Source organism: Paenibacillus sp. FSL R10-2734, from assembly GCF_037963865.1.
GTDB lineage: Bacteria > Bacillota > Bacilli > Paenibacillales > Paenibacillaceae > Paenibacillus_AQ.
In genome coordinates this window covers 5,713,956-5,731,468 of record NZ_CP150170.1, presented here as the reverse complement: position 1 = coordinate 5,731,468, position 17,513 = coordinate 5,713,956, and the positions used below count along the sequence as shown (strand labels likewise).

The 17,513-nt window shown below is 42.6% G+C and carries 7 protein-coding genes; 6 read left to right on the top strand and 1 reads right to left on the bottom strand.

Annotation, left to right across the window (positions count from 1 at the left end; translation table 11 throughout):
• Window positions 1–357 precede the first annotated feature (357 nt).
• Window positions 358–7,890: a pullulanase gene (locus NSS67_RS24945; protein ID WP_339316370.1), complete on the top strand. Its 7,533-nt coding sequence runs from the start codon at window positions 358–360 to the stop codon at window positions 7,888–7,890.
• A 168-nt stretch (window positions 7,891–8,058) separates the two neighbouring features.
• Here NSS67_RS24945 and NSS67_RS24940 read toward each other — a convergent pair whose 3' ends face one another.
• Window positions 8,059–9,804 carry an alpha-glycosidase gene (locus tag NSS67_RS24940; protein ID WP_339316369.1) on the bottom strand — a complete coding sequence of 582 codons (1,746 nt, stop codon included), beginning with the start codon at window positions 9,802–9,804 and terminating at the stop codon, window positions 8,059–8,061.
• 865 nt (window positions 9,805–10,669) lie between these two features.
• Here NSS67_RS24940 and NSS67_RS24935 point away from each other — a divergent pair.
• The 5 genes from NSS67_RS24935 to NSS67_RS24915 all read left to right on the top strand — a co-directional run bounded on the left by NSS67_RS24935 (window position 10,670) and on the right by NSS67_RS24915 (window position 17,508).
• Window positions 10,670–12,004, top strand: coding sequence for a maltose ABC transporter substrate-binding protein (locus NSS67_RS24935; RefSeq protein WP_339316368.1), 1,335 nt, complete (start codon window positions 10,670–10,672; stop codon window positions 12,002–12,004).
• A 107-nt stretch (window positions 12,005–12,111) separates the two neighbouring features.
• Complete coding sequence (locus NSS67_RS24930) at window positions 12,112–13,425, top strand: ABC transporter permease subunit (protein WP_339316367.1); 1,314 nt, start codon at window positions 12,112–12,114, stop codon at window positions 13,423–13,425.
• A complete protein-coding gene (locus tag NSS67_RS24925) occupies window positions 13,422–14,264 on the top strand; it encodes a sugar ABC transporter permease (protein WP_339316366.1) in 843 nt (280 codons plus the stop codon). The genes NSS67_RS24930 and NSS67_RS24925 overlap by 4 nt, the downstream gene beginning before the upstream one ends.
• Window positions 14,265–14,355: 91 nt before the next feature.
• Complete coding sequence (locus NSS67_RS24920) at window positions 14,356–16,410, top strand: methyl-accepting chemotaxis protein (RefSeq protein ID WP_339316365.1); 2,055 nt, start codon at window positions 14,356–14,358, stop codon at window positions 16,408–16,410.
• A gap of 174 nt (window positions 16,411–16,584) precedes the next feature.
• Window positions 16,585–17,508 carry an AraC family transcriptional regulator gene (locus tag NSS67_RS24915; RefSeq protein WP_339320700.1) on the top strand — a complete coding sequence of 308 codons (924 nt, stop codon included), beginning with the start codon at window positions 16,585–16,587 and terminating at the stop codon, window positions 17,506–17,508.
• Window positions 17,509–17,513: the final 5 nt, after the last annotated feature.

Sequence of the window (17,513 nt, the reverse complement as noted above, 5' to 3'; positions counted from 1 at the left end):
AATACTGGTTGACAATACCATAAATACAGGATTAGTATGTAAATCAAAATATAGCAAGCGTTTACATTGGGTAATTATGGGTTGATCTCAGTTGCGTTACGGAGTGAGTTTTATGTACTTAGGTTTGTGCACGACTAATTGCAAACGTTTGCACTATTTTTGTGTTAATTGAAATTTTTTTATTATGATAAGGGTGGTGATGCTGTTAATCCGGTTTGACGAGCCGCAACATAGACCTTCTCCAACTATAAGAAGGAAACCGCATGATTTCATTACATAAGAATAATCGACTACTTCCGAGAAATCATGTATCCGCTTGCACAAAGGGAATTCATAATCATGGGAGGTTTTACAGAAATGAAAATAACTTTATGGGGCAAGAGGTCGTTCGCGATCTTTATGATCGTTGCTCTTGTGTTCTCCAGTCTTGGGTTGCACCCAGTTAAGGTTTCAGCAGAAACGACGAAAGTGGTTTTAGTCGGCGATTTGCAGTCCAAGTTTATTTCCACTGGGGTGGAAAATCCCGGTAAGAATTGGGATGAGAAATCAGTAGTCACCCAAATGGTTTACTCAGACAAAGATAATAATCTTTATTCTTTTACTGGGACTCTGCCTAAGGGGAAATATAACTACAAGATAGCTCTGAATGATACTTGGGATGGAAGTGGATTTCCTAATTACACCAACCCTCAGAAGGTACTCGATGGTACAGATAATATTCACATTGAGCTAGCCGAAGAGACGACTGTAACCTTTTATTATAATGACATAACTCATAAAATAGCTGATTCAACGTACTACACTCCAATTGCTGCGGATAAGCTGCCAAGACTGACAGGAAACCTCCCAGCAGAGGCGTTATCCACTTTATCAGATCCTGATTTTGATGGTGTGTACAGTACTGCTATTACTGTGCCGAAGGGAGATTACACGTACAAGGTTTCTGTTCCGGGAGCCACAGAAGCAGAAGATATGTCATACCCGGAGACCGATCTGACGTTGAGCCTACCGTTAGATCTTAAGGTAACCTTCAAGTACAATACTGCAAATCATAGTGTGACCGCAGAATATAAAATCCCTACTGAACCTGTAGATGTTACTCCTGTTCCAGCGGGGCACATTCGTGTTCACTACAAAGCTAACGATTATACTAATAAAGCTTTATGGCTATTTGGGGATGTTAAAAATCCTACAGATGGTTGGCCTAATGGTGCTTTTCCTTTCCCTGAGGATCAAAAAGACTCTTTCGGGGCATATGTTGATGTACCGATGAAGCCTGGAGCTCAAATGCTCTCTATGATCGCTATGTCACGTACTACTGGAGATAAGGATGGAGGAGATAAGCACTTTTCGATTAAAACTCCACAAACGAACGAAGTTTGGATTACAGAAGGCTCCGATGTAGTCACACCTTACGAACCTGTTGCGCTACCTGCCAACACTGTTCGGATTCACTATATAAGATCGGACGCCAACCAAAGTCAGTTTGGATTGTGGATGTGGGGCGATGTTGCAGCAGAATCAACAGGTTGGCCGTCCGGAGCCACGCCATTCACAGCAGATCAAATTGATCGATTTGGTGCTTATGTCGATGTTCCATTGAAAGAAAGTGCCAAAAAAATAGGGTTTCTCTTAGTAGACCCGACCAATGGCGATAATAAAGACGGCGGTGATAAAGGATTTACATTGCTGGATCGTTACAATCAGCTGTGGATAAAAGAAGGAGACAACAATGTATATGTTTCTCCATTTGGTGAAACACCAATCGGCTTAGTTTCCGCAGAAGTGCTATCGTCGAGTAAGCTCATGCTTGGCTTTACGCTAACCGACGGCTTGGAAGCAGCATCATTAAAGAAGGAGATTACCGTTAAAGATAAAGACGGTGTGTCTATTCCTATATCTGCTGTAAAGATTACAAGCAAAACTTCGATTGAAGTCGATACGGAAGTTTTTGATCTGGCTAATATCCCGCTTAGCGTTACTTATTCGGGTAAAACAGTATCTGCGGTTACTGGCTGGAGAAATCTTGATGAGATGTACAACTATACTGGAGACGATCTAGGTGCTACGTATAACGCTGACAAAACAGCCACATTTAAATTGTGGGCACCAAAAGCAAGCTCGGTTGTCGCCAATGTATACGATAAGAATGACTCCAATGTGCTTGTGGGAAGTGTGGATTTAACACTCGGCGAACAAGGAGTATGGTCGGTCAATTTGAAGTCGGCAGATTTGACAGGCGCTACCACAAACGATGTAAGAGGATTCTTTTATCAATATGAAGTGACGAATGACGGTGTAACCAATAAGGTCCTTGACCCTTATGCTAAATCAATGGCGGTATTTACTACGGATACTACAGGTGCTGCTGGTGCTGGCGGGGATATAGTCGGTAAAGCGGCTATCGTTGACTTAAGCCAGACGAATCCGGATACTTTTGGCTATGCTGATATTGAAGGCTACGAAAAACGTGAAGACGCTATTGTATATGAAGTCCACGTTAGAGACTTTACATCAGATATATCGATCGTGGATAGTCTGGGGAGCGAAAGATGGGGCTCTTATAGCGCTTTTGAAAAGAAACTCGACTATATTAAATCTCTTGGTGTAACTCATATTCAATTACTTCCTGTAATGGCTTGGTATTATGGGGATGAAACGAAGATGGGAACTAGAGAGACAGATTATTCCGCTAAAAACAATGAATACAACTGGGGCTATGACCCTCACAACTACTTCTCTCCAGACGGTGCTTATTCTCAGAAACCAACCGATCCTGAAGAGCGGATTAAAGAATTAAAAGGTTTGATTGACGCCGTACATGAAGCTGGAATGGGTGTCATTCTGGATGTAGTGTACACACATATGGCTAAAAAAGAATTTTTAAACGACATCGTTCCTAATTACTACGCGTTCCAAGATGCGAACGGCAACTTTATCGGAGGTTTCGGAAACAATCTGGCCACCAACCATAAAATGGCTGAAAAGCTAATGGTTGATTCCGTGAAATACTGGTTTGAAGAGTACAAGATTGATGGAATGCGCTGGGATATGATGGGCGATGCGACAGCAGAGGCTGTTCAGCATGCTTATGATGCCGCAGAAGCGATTAATCCGAAGGCTCTTTTTATCGGTGAAGGCTGGAGAACATTCGGTGGTGCCGCGGCCGACCCTTCCCTTGCTGGGAAAGGTGCAGATCAGGACTGGATGGATAAAACGGATAGCGTTGGTGTGTTCTCTGATGAATTCCGTAATGAATTGAAATCTGGCTATGGTTCTGAAGGTCAACCTAGATTTATTACGGGCGGAGCGCGTCCGATAACGACAATCTTTAACAATATTAAAGCGGAGCCATCAAATACGCCTGCCGATGATCCAGGTGATATCGTTCCGTACATCGAAGCGCATGACAACCTGACGCTGCACGATGTTATTGCACAAACGATCAAGAAAGATCCTACAATTCCAGCGAATGAGCTTGAAATCCAAAAACGGATTAGACTTGGAAACATGCTTGTTCTAACCTCCCAAGGTACAGCTTTCATTCATGCGGGTCAGGAATATGGGCGTACGAAGCAGTGGAATGGAACCACGGTTCCTCAGGATAAATACACTGAAATGTTTGATAGCGAGGGCAAATCTTTTGGTTATTTCATTCATGATTCCTATGATTCATCGGATGCGGTCAATAAGTTCGATTGGGCTAAAGCAACAGATGAGCTACAATTCCCTGTTCAGACTACAACTAGAAAATACACTTCGGGTCTGATGGAACTGAGAAAGTCTACGGATGCTTTCCGATTGGGCGATATTGATTTGGTTAATTCAAATGTTAAATTAATTACTGCTCCAGAAGTGAAGACTGAGGATCTGGTTATTGCTTATTCAAACAAAGCAACAGATGGCACAGGGGTCTATTATGTCTTCATGAATGGTGACAGCACAGCCAGAACACTGACTTTATCGGAGGACTTGACGAGTGGTCAGGTGCTTGTCGACAATGATGAAGCTGGTGTTATTGCGATTCCGACTGAGAATCAGTCAGGTTTTAGTTTAACAGCAAATTCTATTACGCTAGAACCTTTAACTGCAGTAATTCTTAAAAAGGAAGCTGATGCTGCTGGAATTACAGCCTTGGAGCTTGACAGCACGAGCTACAATCTGCCAATAGGTCAAGTACACAAATCTTCTGCGTACGCGAAATATGATGACAACAGCAGAAGAAACGTTTCCCAAATGGCTACTTACACTTCTAATAACCCTGAAGTGGCTACAGTTACTAGTAAAGGTCAAGTGAAAGGGATTTCTGAAGGAACGGCCAGAATTATCATAACTTATGGTGGTATTTCTAAAACGGCTACCGTTACTGTTACCGACAAGCGATACGTCCAATTCACTTATACTCGTAGTGACAAGGACTATGAGGGTTGGAATATCTGGGTTTGGGGTACAGGAGCTAAAGTTGACCAGATTGATTTTACAACCATTAAGAATGGTACAGCGAGTGTTCTAATTGAGGTTGCTGAAGATGCGACTAAAGTAGGGTTCGTTGTTCGTAAAGGGCAAGGTGATGATTGGTCGAATAAGGATCCTTATGGTACTGATCGGTTTATTCCGCTGACACCGGGTGATGGGTTCATTAAAGTGAATGTCACCAGCGGGGTAAAGGATATTGAAATCAAGCCAAGCATTGGAAAACCGACCTTAAAGGACGGAACGGCTACTTTTAGGTATCGCGATTCTGCCTTGTTCCGTATTGGAAATGTTGATGCGATATCTTCTGCTATCGTAAAAGTGAATGGTAAAGAGTACCCAATGGTTTATGATTCCGTTAATGAATTCTTCACATACACGCTGAGTGATTTAAAAGTAGGCACGTATAAGTATACTTACTTAATCACGAAGAACGGAGTCACAACTGAATACACAGATCCAAGGAATACAGTAAATGATGAATCTTCTTTTGAATATCGTACCCCTGAAATTGCGATTACGACATCCTTGAGTCCAGAGGTAATAACCTCTAATCAGAATGCTGTCGTGACCGTTAACGCTTCTACTTTAGAAGAAATCATCTATACGGATGGATATATGGATTTGACCAGTCTTGGTGGACCAAGTAAAGTTCAACTGGATACGGTACTGCTGAAACAGACGATTGCAGTGAAGGATACAGTGACAGCAGGGATCAAGAATATTCCAGTAACGCTTGTAGACCAGTATGGTAATTCCCATACGCAAAACGCTACGATTGAGATCAAAGCAAGAACCTATTCAGGTGACAAGCTCGATTTCGACTGGGATGAAGCGCGTATATACTTCGCACTGACCGATCGTTTTAAAGATGGGGATACTTCGAATAATCAGAATGTTGATAAAAACCATCTGGAAGCCTACCACGGTGGTGATTTCCGAGGGATGATTGACAGTCTCGATTATTTGCAAGAGCTAGGTATTAATACGTTATGGATAACACCAATCGTAGATAATATTGATTTTGATCAAGGTAGTGGCTTTAAACAATACGGTTACCACGGCTATTGGGCTAAAGACTTTACAAAGCTTGATGAGCATCTTGGTGACATGGATACCTTCAAAGAGCTAATCGAGAAAGCACATGACAAAGGCATCAAGATCATGGTTGACGTTGTACTCAATCATACAGGTTACGGTCTTAAACCAGGGGATAACAAGCCGACGATTACAGCTGAAGATAAGGCGCGTTTTGAAGGAATGCTTCGTACGGATGGTGTAGCAACGGGTACGGACGAAATTAAAGGTGAGCTTGATGGTTTACCGGATTTCAAAACAGAAGATCCAGCTGTTCGTGAGAAGATTATTGCTTGGCAAACAGGCTGGTTAGACAACGCTCGTACAGAACGTGGAGACACGATTGACTACTTCCGTGTGGATACTGTCAAGCATGTCGAAGATACGACGTGGAAAGCCTTTAAAAATGCTCTGACTGCAATCGATCCAAATTTCAAAATGACGGGTGAGTATTTCAGCGGAACTATTGATAACAATGGTGGAATGCTCGAAACAGGTCAAATGGACGGCCTACTTGATTTTGGATTTAATGATGCAGCATTAGATTTTACTAAAGGAAAGATAAACAGTGTGGATTCCTATTTACAGCTACGTGAGTCGATGATTGATAATACAAAGATGATGGCTCAATTCCTTAGTAGTCATGACGAGAAGGGCTTCTTGTCAGAAGAAGTAGGTGGAGACAAAGGTAAGCTGAAGATCGCAGCAGCCCTACAAATCACCGCTAAAGGACAGCCAGTCATTTATTATGGAGAAGAGCTAGGTAAATCAGGTAAAACTGCTGGAACAATGTCTAAAGGAGAATTCAGTGAAAACCGTAAGGATATGCCTTGGGATCAGCTAGAAGCAGAGAAGTCACTTCATGATCATTATCAGAAGCTGCTGAATATTCGTGCAAAATACTCCAAAGTGTATTCCAAAGGTACGCGCACGAAGCTGGCAGGTTCAGATGATTTGGGGTATTTAGCTTTCAACAAAGCTTACTTGGGTGAGAACGTCGTAACGGTTATTAACACTAAGACTAGTGAGGAATCCGTAACAATTCCAGTACCGTTTGTTGCCAATTCGACGGCAAAAGATGAATACAGCGGTAAAACCTACACAGTATACGCTGATCAAAAAGTAATCATTGATCTACCAGGTAGAGATGATGGGGGTACGGTTATTCTATCTGGGGTATCTAAAGTAACACAAACACCTGGTGGTGGTGCTGCTGTTAACCCTACAACTCCTGCTGATACTCAAGTTATCAGTGAGAATAGCTTGAAGAATGGTAAAGATGGTAAGGTACAAATTGAGATCGCCTCCGGTAAGACATCAATCCTCTTACCATTGCATGCTGCACAAACGTTGGGAACTAATGACTTAGTCCTAAAAGTGGGGGATCTGTTAGTTACTATCCCTAACAAACTGTTAAGCACAATTCCAAGTTTAGCTTCAGGCACAGATGCGGAAGGTTCTCAAATCTTGTTAGAGCTGAAACCTTTGGCCCAGTCTGCTGCGAAAGCATTAGTAGATGGTTTTAATAAAGAAGGTGTAACCGTTACTTCGCTTTCTGATGTATTTGAATTGAGACTTAGCATTCTGAAGAAAGATGGTAGCCGGATTGTAGTCAAGAAGTTCGATGAGCCTATTACGATATCGTTTAAGATTAGTGGTCAATCGAATAAAGACTTATTGGGTATCTTCTATTTAGGCGATAATCGTGAGCTTGAGTACGTGGGTGGACAGCTGAATGGAGACGTGATATCTGCACAAGTCACGCACTTTAGTAAATATGCCGTACTTGAGATTGCGAAGTCGTTTAAGGATGTTCCAACTACTTATTGGGCATTCCACGCCATACAGTCTCTTGCTGCAAAACAAATTGTTTCAGGGGTTACAACAACCGAGTTTAATCCGAAGAGCAATGTTAGCCGTGCGGAATTTACCGCATTGCTAGTTCGCGCACTTGGTTTAAATGCGGAAGGGCAGGTTCAATTTACTGATATCCAGTCAGATGCATGGTATTCATCATATGTAGCAACAGCTTCTAAGCTGGGCATTGTTAGTGGTCGAAGCAAGGATACATTTGCACCGAATGCTTCCATTACCCGTGAGGAAATGGCTATCATGGTGATCCGTGCACTCGAAGCGAGGTCTGGCAAGAAGGTCGAACCTGTAGTGGGCTCTAAGGCATTTGCTGACGCTTCCAGCATTAGCAAGTGGGCAGCTAGCTATGTTAAGGCTGCAGCAGAGCTAGGACTGCTGCAGGGCAGAGAGAACAATCAATTTGCTCCAAAAGGATGGATGACCCGCGCTGAGAGTGCACAGGTTATTTATACACTACTAAGCAAGTAAGCTGGAATCCGGTGTGCTGATTTTTAGTGCACCGGAGTACTAGTTTCTGATTAGTAATATAAAGTTCATTCTTACTAACCATTAAAAGAAACAGGGTATCCCGCAGCTATCATAGCTAGTGGAATACCCTGTTTTGTTATGTTTTATACTGCTGGAATGCGTATGTGCTTAGATAATAGCCTTAAGTATTGCGAAACCATAAGCAGGCATCTTCACAATCAGCTTGCCGCGTTCTGTACGCATTGTATCGCCAGTGAATAAGTTCTCCCAATTCCGCTCGTCTACGTCAATACGGAACGTCTGAGCGGTCTCTTCGCTATTGATCAGTACAACTATAGTCTGTAGATCCAATCGGCGCTCATAGGCTATCTTACTGCCTTGGCGACCTGCCTCCAAGAAGGTGAATGTCCCCGTACGAAGTGCTGGTTGGTCATTGCGTATTTGAATGAGCTGACGATAAAATTCGAACAGATCACGATCCTGCTTCTCAGGGTTCCACTCCATGCATTTACGACAGCCTGGGTCACCCTCACCGTCCATTCCGAACTCGTCACCATAATAGATACACGGAGTACCCATAAAGGTGAACTGGAATAGTGCAGCTAATCGCATTTTATTTTTGTCCCCAGCAGCCAGTGTAAGCAAGCGTGGAGTGTCATGACTATCTAACAAATTGAAAGCAACTTCACTTGCTTGCAGTGGGTAGCGCGATAACTGCCTGCCAATAGAGTTGGCGAACCCTTCTGCATCAAGGCTGCCATGAACGAAGAAGTCTAAAACGGCATCAGTGAAGGGATAGTTCATGACGGCATCAAATTTATCACCTTCTAGCCACGGAGCAGATTCATGCCAGATTTCTCCAAGGATGTAGGCCTCAGGATTAGCACGTTTCACCACTTTTCGGAATTCACGCCAGAAATCATGATCGACTTCATTGGCCACGTCGAGGCGCCAACCGTCGATTCCTACTTCTGTGATCCAAAATTCTGCGACCTTCAGTAAGTACTCTTTAACCTCAGGATGCTCGGTATTAAGCTTTGGCATATGTGCTTCAAAGGCAAAAGTATCATAAGTAGGAATACCGTTTACAACCTGAAGTGGGAACTCACGAATATGGAACCAATCTTTGTAGATGGAGTCCTCTCCCTTTTCCTGAACATCCAAAAACGGAGCGAAGGTTCCACCTGAGTGGTTGAATACAGCGTCTAATAGCACGCGGATCCCACGTTTATGGCAGAGGTCGACTAGTTTTTTTAATGTTGCAATATCCCCAAAATGCGGATCAACCTTCATGTAATCCTCTGTATCGTATTTATGATTAGTGGTTGCTGTGAAGATTGGAGTGAAATAAATAGCGTTGACGCCAAGCTCGTTAAGATGATCCAGATGATCGATAACCCCTTGCAGGTCGCCGCCAAAAAAGTTGGTTGGTGTTGGCTCTGCTCCCCATGGCTGAACATCTGCTGGATCGAGGCTAGGGTCGCCATTTGCAAAGCGTTCAGGGAAGATCTGATAGAAAACAGCATCCTTTACCCAGGCAGGTGGAGTGAACACATCCACGGGGTTAATAAATGGGAACTCGAAAAGCTTGTTTGGATTTTCCGGCCGGTTCGTTTGAAAATCATTTTCGGTCATCCAAATTTTCTCGTTATCCTTTTGCAGTAAGAATCCGTATTTCAATCGGCGATAGATGGGCACCGAGGCGCATTCCCAATAATCGAACATAGCATCAGAGGTGAAAAGGGTCATGGGAATCAGCTCTTTTGTGGAATCCCAAGTGTATTTATCCCCTGCAAAAGCAAATACTTCTGTTAAATCTCCTTTTTTAGCGCGGAGACGCAAGTGAATCGTGCTCTCATTATAGGCATAAGACCAATTTAACCGCGGGCGATGGTACACTGCTTCCAGTAACATGAATAAATCCTCCTAAAGTTTTGTAAGCGATACTTCCCTGAACACCTTCGGCAAAACCACATCGAAAGCATACGCTTAGTTTTGTAAGCAATACTTCCCCGATCATCTTCGGCAAAACTACTTCGAAAGTATACGCTTAGTTTTGTGAGCGATACTTCACCGAACAATTCACCACAGCGCGTGGGTTTTAGAATGTCGCTATTGTTATTGGTTGCACAACTTTTTATGCAACATGCGCAAAAGATGGAGCAAATTTGCATATAACAAAGAGGCACAACCGCCGCGAAGTAGCTTGTCCGAGGTTGTACCTTTCATAAGTAACATTGCCTTTTAATTATATGGAACAGGAGGCAGACAATAGATGCAATGATTCATGTTGGATAGCCTCTTAACGATTTGGATTATAGCATGGAATAAAAGGGCTTTCAATACTCTTGTTCAAACCATTGCACAAATTTTCACTTGAGTATATGAGCGTTTCTACGGCTAGATATTTGTAAATCTATAGGAAAAGTGAATTTGTGGTATATCAGGGGCGAATAAAATAGAGATTCCATTTTTAAACACAAGAATAATTGATTAATTAAAAGATATCATGTGAAAAATGGAGATAAATGCCTATAGCGTTTATCAATTAATGGAAAATGGTCGAATATGGTATGTGCAAACGTTTTTAAAAACAAACGATACTGTTGTATGATGTATTCATGAATGAAGCGCTTTCTTGCTCTGCTAAATGCAGCTCTTGAAGGAGCAAGCTAAAAAGTGGAACTTTTTTTTTAGCTTTTCTGAAATCGTTTGCGCAAGTTTCTGCTCTACTATTTTACCATCTTAGCTTTTATAAAAATTGGGAGGGGTTAAAGTTATGAAATTGAAAAAAGTGATGGTCATCACCGCTGCTGTCTCTATGGCACTATCCGTTACAGCGTGTGGTTCGAGCAACAATGGGAATACCGGGGGGAACAACGCGGCAAAAGCTACTAATGCTGCTAATAACGTTACAGAGACTGCTGCGCCAGAGAGCACAGATGCAGCAGCAACAGAAGAGATTGTACCTGAAGATGGAGCGACTCTAATTGTATGGGAAAGTAAGGAAGAAAGACCATTCGCAGATGAGATTGCTAAGCAGTTCACAGCGAAATATAACGTTCCAGTCAAGATTGAAGAGTTGGCACCACCAGATCAAGTAACTAAACTTACTCAAGATGGTCCTTCGGGATTAGCAGCAGACGTTATCCTTATTCCTCACGACAACTTAGGTAAAGCGGCAAGTGCGAGCTTGGTTCTTCCTAACGACGTTTTCGGTGAAGAAACAAAGGCTAACAATACTGAAGCTTCGATTATCGGATCTTCGTACGACAACGAATTGTATGGCTACCCAAGAGCAGCAGAAACTTATGCATTGTTCTACAATAAATCACTCGTTAAAGAAGCACCTAAGTCTTTCGACGATGTTCTTGCATTCAGCAAAACATTCACGGATAAATCCAAGAACAAATACGGAATTATGTGGGAAGTAGGAAACCTGTACTTCAACTACATGTTTATCGCTTCCGATGGTGGATATCTGTTCGGTAAGAACGGTACGGATAAAGAAGATATCGGACTTGCTAACGATGGAGCTATTGCAGGACTTAAAGAATTTGTGAAAATGAAAGAAGCATTGCCAATTAAGAGCGGAGATATCAATAGTGATATCAAACGCAGCTTGTTCAACTCAGGTGATGTAGCAATGGATATCACTGGTCCTTGGGAGCTTGGAGGATACAAAGCAGCTCTTGGAGATAACCTTGGTATCGCACCGATCCCTACAGTAAATGGCAAAACATCTATCACATTCTCTGGTATCAAAATTTTCGCGGTTAACTCGTTTACTCAATATCCGAATGCTGCTAAATTGTACGCTCATTTTGCTTCAAGCAAAGACGCTCAATTGTTACTGAACAAAACGATCGGTTCTGTTCCTACAAACAACGAAGCGCTTCTTGATCCACAAATCGTTAACGATCCATTTGTTTCCGCTTTTGCAGCACAAGCTAAGAGCTCCCAACCAATGCCTTCTATCCCTGAAATGGGTAACGTTTGGAGCCCTGTAAATGCAGCACTTCCAGAAATTTGGGATAAAGGTGTAGATCCAAAAGCAGCAATGGACAAAGCCGTTCAACAAATCAAAGATTTGAACAACAGTTCAGCGCAATAAGGATCATAAACCACAGTCTTAACAGCATACAGTGAATCAAGCTGCCCGTCGCATGTTTAGCGGAGGGCAGCTTCTTATTTTCACTCGGAGAGGAGAACGGAAGCGAAATGCAGCGACATCGCACGAGGGCCGCAGTACTGTCGACGATTTTCATGGGATTGGGACAAATATATAACCGCCAATTCGTCAAAGGAATCATGTTTTTAGTTGTAGAAGCAGCCGCTGTTTATTATTTTATTCAGAATCTTGCTACTGCATTATGGGGTATTGTCACACTAGGAGAAAACCCTAGCCGTTTGGTAAAAGTAAAAGGCATCGCTAAGATGGTAGCTGGGGATCACTCGATTTATATTTTGATTCAAAGCTTGATCACCATTCTAATGCTTATCATCATAATCCTCGCTTGGTATTTGAACATTAAAGATGCTTATAAGACTGGAGAGAAACGCGATAACGGTCTTCAGGCAAACACCTTTAAACAGAGTGTTCGCTATATACTGGATTACAAGTTCGCTCAGACGTTCTTGGTCTTGCCGGGTATTGGTGTTCTATTCTTTACGATTATGCCAATTATCTTCATGATCCTACTAGCGTTTACGAACTATTCCGCACCTGATCATCTTCCACCCGCTAAATTGGTTGACTGGGTTGGATTTCAGACGTTCCGTAATTTATTGGTTCTCAAAACCTGGAGTCACACTTTTTATGGCGTATTAACATGGACGATTATATGGGCAGTTCTTTCAACGATCACTACATATTTCGGAGGACTATTGGTAGCCTTATTGGTGAGCCAAAAAGGTATTCGTTTCAAAGGAATGTGGAGAGTTATTCTGATTGTGCCTTACGCAGTACCACAATTGATCTCTTTGCTGCTCATGCGCAATTTATTTAACGGTCAATTCGGCCCTATCAACCAATACCTCGGGTATTTTGGAATGGGCGGATTACCATGGCTGACAGATCCATTCTGGGCTAAGGTTACCGTAATTATCGTTAACATGTGGGTTGGTATTCCAGTCTCGATGTTACTTATCATGGGCGTGCTGACTACAATCCCTCGTGATATGTATGAAGCAGCTGAGGTGGATGGAGCATCAGGTTATCAGAAGTTCCGTATTGTTACGTTACCGATGGTATTGTTCTCCACAGCACCTACTCTAATTACACAGTTCGCAGGTAACATTAACAACTTTAATGCGATCTTCCTATTAACAGGTGGTAGTCCTGTAAATGGTGATTATCAATATGCCGGTTCTACGGACTTGCTAGTAACCTGGCTATACAAATTAACACTTGATCAGAATAAAAACAACATGGCTTCGGCAATAGGGATTATTATCTTTATCATTGTTGCATCATTCTCCCTGTACAATTACCGCCGGACGAAATCATTCAAAGAGGAGGATATGATCCAATGAGCAAAAAGGTCGCGAACTTTATTCGCTTAAGTGGTAGTTACATCATCTTGATTGCTTTGTCGATAGCGGCACTCTATCCGGCCCTCTGGATTCTATTTGCTTCTTTCCGGCCTGGTAAATCACTGTACAGTAAAACGTTTATCCCTGAGCAATTCACCTTCGATCACTACAGAGAATTGTTCACATCACCGAGTTATATGTTTGGGACTTGGTATGCTAATACATTAAAAATAGCGATCTTCTCCATGCTTATCGGTGTAGTTCTTACCTTGTTAACTAGTTATGCTGTATCCAGATTCCGGTTTAAAGCGCGTAAAACAGCGTTATCTACCGTTCTGATCCTGGGTATGTTCCCTGGTTTTATGAGTATGATTGCCATTTATATGCTCCTTAAGGAGTTTAACTTGCTGGATACACATATTGCCTTGATTATCGTTTATGCTGCTGGGGCGCCACTGGGGGGAACCTTTATAGCCAAAGGATTCCTCGACACGATTCCTCGTTCTTTGGATGAGGCGGCTCGAATAGACGGGGCGAGCAATTTCGGAATATTTATGCGAGTTATTCTTCCATTGTCACGGCCAATGATTACTTACATGGCACTGACTCAGTTTGTCGGTCCTTGGGTGGATTTCATTTTCGCCAGACTTATTTTACGGACGAAGGAGAACTGGACTGTCGCAGTCGGAATGTGGGATATGGTTAACACGAATCAAAACACTAACTTTACCTTGTTCTCTGCCGGTGCTGTTCTGATCTCCATCCCGATTATGATCTTGTTCGTATTCTTGCAACGTTTGCTTGTAGATGGATTGACTGCAGGAGCTAGTAAAGGGTAAACAAATTTGCTTTGTATTAAAGAATGGATAGGGTACAGCCTTTGTACAGGAACGGAAGGCTGTACCCTTATTTCAGCAGGGGGTGAACTTAATGAAAAAGAAATGGACGCTAAACTTTAGATCAGTTGGAATAAAATTATTCGTAATTCTATTCAGTTCCATAGTGCTCTTATCCTCTGTGTTAGGCTTGACTTCATATTATGCCGCTAAAGATATCATTACGAATGAGGTTGCCGCAGCCTCCTCACAGTCTGTAGTTCAGGCAGCGGACAAGCTGGACTTTGTCCTGGCAGAATATGAAGCGCTTTCAAGACAGTTTGCACTCGATGCTGCATTAAAAGGTGATTTAGAAAAAATAAATAGTGGCGAACTTACAACGGTAGCCAAAGTTGCCGCAGAAGATCGGATTCGTAGAAAACTAGACGTAGTAAAAGGATCAGATGAGCGGATGTATGGCGTCAGGCTGGTATCCAAGAGCTTGGAAGAAGTGGCATCTTATAAATCTGCAGGTATCAGTGGCATTCGGAGTGATGAAGGTATTGCTGAAAGATTAAAGCAAATCGCAGATGCAAAAGGAGAACCAGTTTGGTTTCCCGTACGCGAAAAGGGCTTCTTTGATGCTTATACTGAACCGTCTTTAACCATGGGAAGATTGCTGCGCAATCTTTTACATCCTGAAGCGGAGTATTACATGCTAATTGAAATAAAAGGGAAGGCCATGACTGAAATGTTGTCTAATCTTCAGATTGGGATTACCGGTGAGACTCGAATTCTGAACACAGATGGTAACATAGTTTATGGTACGGATAATTCTAAATTGGGCCAACCCTCTTACATAAAAGTTACTGAAGGGCAAGATGTAGAACAGAGTCATTCATTTACAGCGGCGGATGAGAAGGGGAGTCCTCAGCTTGTCGTGTATCAGCCTTTAACGACTGCAAAGTGGACGCTCATGGGATATGCACCAGTTAGTGATTTTACGAAGTCGGCGGACAAGCTTCTTTATATCACGTTCTCTGTCGTGCTGGCAGCTGCCTTAATAGCGCTATTCATTGGCTATATTCTTGTTCGTTTGGTTGGTCGTCCTCTGGGTAAACTGGCGAGCTTAATGGAAGAAGGCGAGCGAGGAGACCTTCGTGTACGAACTAATTTTAAAGGTAAGGATGAGATTGGCCGGCTTGGACATAGCTTTAACAAAATGATGGAGCAGATTTCTCTGCTTGCAAGTCAGAGTGAGCTGTCAGCGGATGAAGTACTTGGTACTTCGGAACAATTAGTTAAAGCATCAGGTACAACCTCACTTCATGCTAGAGAGGTTGCTTCCGCTACGGGTGAGATTGCACTTGGAGCAGCAAGCCTCGCTGTCGAAGCAGAAAGAAGCCATCATAGTGTTGAAATCATTGGCAGCAAGATGAGTGAAGTGACCAAACTAAATACAGTGATGGACGCTTCAGCGGAGCGAGTCATTGAGGTTAGCGATCAGGGGACAGCTTTGATGAAGCTGTTAGTAGAGCAGAGTGAATCTACGGTGGAGATGATCAATCGAATACAAGAGAACTCCAGCAAGCTCAGAGAGAGTACCCATCTAATTCGCAGTATTCTTAGTCCTATGATTGCTGTAAATAAGCAAACCAATATTTTGGCGCTAAATGCTACCATTGAAGCGGTAAGAGCTGGTGCAGCAGGCAGAGGGTTTATAGTGATTGCTGATGAAATCAGACAGCTCGCTAATCAATCGAATGAGTCGATTCAATCGGTCTCCAAGATTACGGAAGAGATTGGCCTACACATTGAGAACACTGTAAAAGATATTAATGAGGCCGCTCCAAAGTTCCGTGAACAGATTTCTTCTGTACGTGAGTCATCGACGATATTTGCGAGTGTCAAAGAGGAAATGGAACATTTCATGGGGCATATTAGTGAATCCTCTGCTTCTATCCTTGAACTGATAGAGTTTCAGCGTCAATTAGGTGAATCTATGGCCAGCGTCAGTTCCATTGTGCAGCAGACGACGGCTTCGACGGAAGAGGTAGCTTCAATGTCTTCACAGCAATTTACTGTAAGTGAAGAGCTTGTAGCCTTATCTCAAAAGCTAGAGAGCTTAGCAGCAGACCTTAAGCAATCTATGGTTTCTTTTCAAGTATGAGAATTAAATCTTTATAGTAATAACAATAAAACGAGTAACTCTCCTGTGTATTGGAGTTTTGCTCGTTTTTTCTAGTTTTATGATTTTAAGTAGCTCTTCTTGTCTTTGAAGTGGTTTGGGAGATACACTTGGTTTAACATTTTAATAGAAGAAAGAAGTGATCAATTGACGAATTTGCATCAAAGTCTTAGTGGGAGTCTTTTTCAGAAGGCATTAATTGAAGGGGATTATAGTCCTCATTTTTTTGCTTACTATTATAAACAGTGGAACAACTATAGTATGTCTTATCATCAGCATAATTCAACCGAAATCATGTATTTGATCTCCGGGAGCTGTATCGTAGATGTCCATCCAAGAGCGGGTCAAGAAGAGCGGTTTAGGTTGAAGCGGGGAGAATTGATTATCCTCGATGCAAATGTCCCGCACAGACTGATTGTCGAGGCTGGTGTGCCCTGTCGGATGCTGAATGTGGAATTTGGATTTATGGAATACACAGGGGTTGCTCCATCTGTCGGCAAGCTCGCACGGGAAGAATCGGCGCTTTTTGAACTGTTGCAGATTCCCTTTTCCAGTTTAGTCATGCCAGATCCTGAGGAGATCTATCATGTACTGAAGGGACTTGTACTGGAGCTTGATCAGAGTGGCGGGAACGGTGGAAGTATGGTTGATTTATTGTTCTGTGAGCTTCTGCTACGTTTATCTAGATTGCGTCAAGAGCAGCTTCATACTAGTCAACAGCCATCACAGCTCTATGTGCGACGGAGCATCGAGTTTATGCATCAGAATTATGACCAGAGCATTCAGGTTAAAGATATCGCTGCCGCGGTCAATCTGCATCCCGGATATCTGCATCGTATTTTTAAGACACATACAGGCCGAACACTCAGCGATTATTTGAACATGCTGCGGATGGAGAAAGCGAAGATGTTGCTCGGACAGAGCGATATCCCGATTGCTGAGATCGCTGATTATGTAGGAATTAGCAGCAGACAATATTTTCACCTCCTGTTCAAAAAATACGCCGATCGCACGCCTGTACAATATCGAAATTCCATTGAACGTCACTCCTGGAGCTATGAAGAGATGGATCTTCAATAGATAGG

Excerpts from the sequence above, each read along its gene's own strand:
- NSS67_RS24925 (WP_339316366.1), top strand. The coding sequence starts at position 13,422 with ATGAGCAAAAAGGTCGCGAACTTTATTCGCTTAAGTGGTAGTTACATC.
- NSS67_RS24930 (WP_339316367.1), top strand. The coding sequence starts at position 12,112 with ATGCAGCGACATCGCACGAGGGCCGCAGTACTGTCGACGATTTTCATG.
- NSS67_RS24920 (WP_339316365.1), top strand. The coding sequence starts at position 14,356 with ATGAAAAAGAAATGGACGCTAAACTTTAGATCAGTTGGAATAAAATTA.
- NSS67_RS24940 (WP_339316369.1), bottom strand. The coding sequence starts at position 9,804 with ATGTTACTGGAAGCAGTGTACCATCGCCCGCGGTTAAATTGGTCTTAT.
- NSS67_RS24935 (WP_339316368.1), top strand. The coding sequence starts at position 10,670 with ATGAAATTGAAAAAAGTGATGGTCATCACCGCTGCTGTCTCTATGGCA.
- NSS67_RS24945 (WP_339316370.1), top strand. The coding sequence starts at position 358 with ATGAAAATAACTTTATGGGGCAAGAGGTCGTTCGCGATCTTTATGATC.